This is a genomic window from Candidatus Phytoplasma meliae, from assembly GCF_016876135.2.
Genome location: NZ_JACAOD020000004.1, coordinates 14,230 through 16,826, shown reverse-complemented (window position 1 = coordinate 16,826; position 2,597 = coordinate 14,230). Strand labels below are relative to the sequence as shown.

Annotated in this window: 2 protein-coding genes and 1 pseudogene; all 3 read right to left on the bottom strand. The window is 25.5% G+C overall.

Annotation, left to right across the window (positions count from 1 at the left end; genetic code table 11):
• Positions 1-486: IS3 family transposase (locus CHTY_RS01210; protein ID WP_203552111.1), on the bottom strand; the 486-nt coding region annotated here is incomplete at its 3' end.
• A 514-nt stretch (positions 487-1,000) separates the two neighbouring features.
• Entirely contained in the window at positions 1,001-1,621 is a 621-nt protein-coding gene (locus CHTY_RS01205) for a phase variable surface lipoprotein (protein ID WP_203552110.1), read from the bottom strand.
• A 155-nt stretch (positions 1,622-1,776) separates the two neighbouring features.
• Positions 1,777-2,544 (bottom strand): annotated as a pseudogene (locus CHTY_RS03600) (toprim domain-containing protein); the annotation flags it as partial.
• Positions 2,545-2,597: the final 53 nt, after the last annotated feature.

Sequence of the window (2,597 nt, the reverse complement as noted above, 5' to 3'; positions counted from 1 at the left end):
ATCGGTAAAGAGTTTTTGGAGGGGTTGGGTTGTTTTAAAATCTTGTTGAATTAAATTAGGGGTTATATTTAAATTATCTTTTAAAGAGTGATAATGGTGTTTATTTTTTTTAATTCTTAAACGACAACAAATACCTTTTTCTTTCATGATGAGATAAACTTTTTTCTTAGTGATAGTTTCATTAAAAGTTTTTAAGTATAAATCAGTGATTTTTCGATGTCCTAAGAAATATTCATGCATTTTACATAAAGAGGCAATACGTTTTTGTTCTAATAATTGTTTTTCTTGTTTTAATTTTAATTTTTCTTTAGTTTTTAACCAATAATAATAGGTGCTTCTTTTAATTTGGATTGTTTTTAAAATAGTGGTTAAACTGAGATCTTTTTCAAATTGTTTCACTAATTTAAAAACTAATTCTTTGTTAATATTATGGATTTGCGAAAGCATTTTTTGTAATAATTTCATTTTTTGTTTTAATTTATGCATTAATTTGATATTATTTCCTTTTTTTATATATCATTTATTATAACTCTAAATAATTATATTTATTTAAAAAAAAGGGGGGGGAACGCGCAACGGGGGGGATTTTTAGTATTTCTTTTTTTATTGGTGTGTACTTATAATTTTTATTAGCGCTTCAGCGCGTTAGGGGATTGTGTTTGGTTATTTGTTTATATAAACAACCTTACTAATATTGGTGAGGCAGTTAATTTAAAAATTAAAATTTATTAATAAATTAAATAGTTTAAAAAATTAAGTTTCTAAAAAAGAAATCTTTATTATATCGATTAATAATAATGATAGCTAAAAGATACAACGATAATATCAAATATCGAGTATCATTATCATTATCGATATAAAATATAAAATATCACTCGTTAAAAGTGTTTGTGTTTGTATAGGATATGCAAAAAGGAAAAGTGTCATAAAAGTGTCAGTGAAGTGTCATAAAATTGTCAGCGAAGTGTCATAAAAATGTCAGTGAATTGTCATAAAAGTGTCATTCATCAAAAATATATTTATATTTAGGATGGATTTTTTTTACTCGATAACCTTGTTTTGACTTAGTTAAGAAAAATTGGATATATTTTAAATCTTCTAGTTGATAATAAATAACATTTAAACCTTTTTTATAATTCGTTTTAATAGTTTTGTTGTATTTATCTAGTTTATTAGGTTCTAATTGATATAATTGTAAGGTTTCTAATTTATGAGGATTAATTTTGCCAATTAATTCTTTGATGGTGTTTTTAGATGTATTTTTATAATTGATTTGAAAAATATTAAATAGGGGTTTAAGGGCATTATTTTGATTTTTAAGAGGGGGTAAATTAGAAAGTAATGGTTTAGTACTACTAGAGGATAAATGATCATTAATAAGAGCTATTTTAGTTTGTTTAATTTCTTCTAATATTTGAGAATCAACAAAGAGAGTTTCGTTTTTAGGGCGATAATTAGCTTCTTGGTAGGTGTTTTTCTTTTTAGAATGAGTAATAATTGTGAGATTAATTAACTCTTCTTGTAAGGTTTTAAGAAAATGTTTGATTTGTTCTAAATCATTAGGGGTTGATTTTGTTTCCCAACCACCTTTAATAATGCCTTGATTGGTTTCGTTTTTCATCTTTTTTATTTCTCCTTTTTATTTTTGAGTTTATTGAGGTGTTATTTATAACTAAATTAAATTTGAAAGATATTATAGGGTTTTTATTTGAATATTCATTGTTTTAGTTTTATTTGTAGTGCTAAAGGTTGAAATGTAATATAGAATAAATTAATTTAATTAATAATTTCGACTTTATCTTGGCCGAATAAATGAACAGCTAAATCAACGATAAGTTTCTTTTGGGTCTCTTCATATGAAATGTATGGGTCTAAAAAACATTTTTGATAGGCTTCTTTGCCGAANTGACGCAATAAATCATCAACATCTTTACAAGTTTTATNATATGGNGGTAAAATGCGTCTAATTTCGTATNTNATNTTNGNTTCTTTNAGTTGTNTCCCTAACGCTTCACTTCGTTTTTGTCCTGTTTCGTCGTTATCTAANGCAATAATGNNTTTNATATTTTCTTTTTTNANAATNGNTATTTGNGNTNGGGAAAGTAATTGGGTGACACAAATTAACCCNACNACNTTTTTAATGTTGTTTTGCCAACAACTGATGACNTCAAAAAAACCNTCATGNATAATGANGGTTTTGNTTTGTTTAATATATGGCNAAGCTTCCCAAAAACGATANCTGAAATNAAAAGTNGGNGTTTGACTGAAATTNTTGATCGATTGGTATTTGGGTTNAAAATAGGNAGTATCACGAAAATGGTTTTGNTAAAAATGAAANGTTTTATGANAACCGTTTTCNATGGGNATAATGATNGAACCATGAAAAGTNTCGTGATAATATTTTTTATTTTGTTGATTNGTTTTTTCTTTGANAAAGCCATATTCNANTAATTTGGTAGGATCGATATTTTNTTTTTGACAATAATTNANNAGACGAAAAGATAAAGGTTTATCNGATAANGGGGCNTAACCTAATTTAAACTCTTTAATGGTTNCNAGAGTTAATTNNCNTTTTTGNGTTAAATATTCNNATCCNA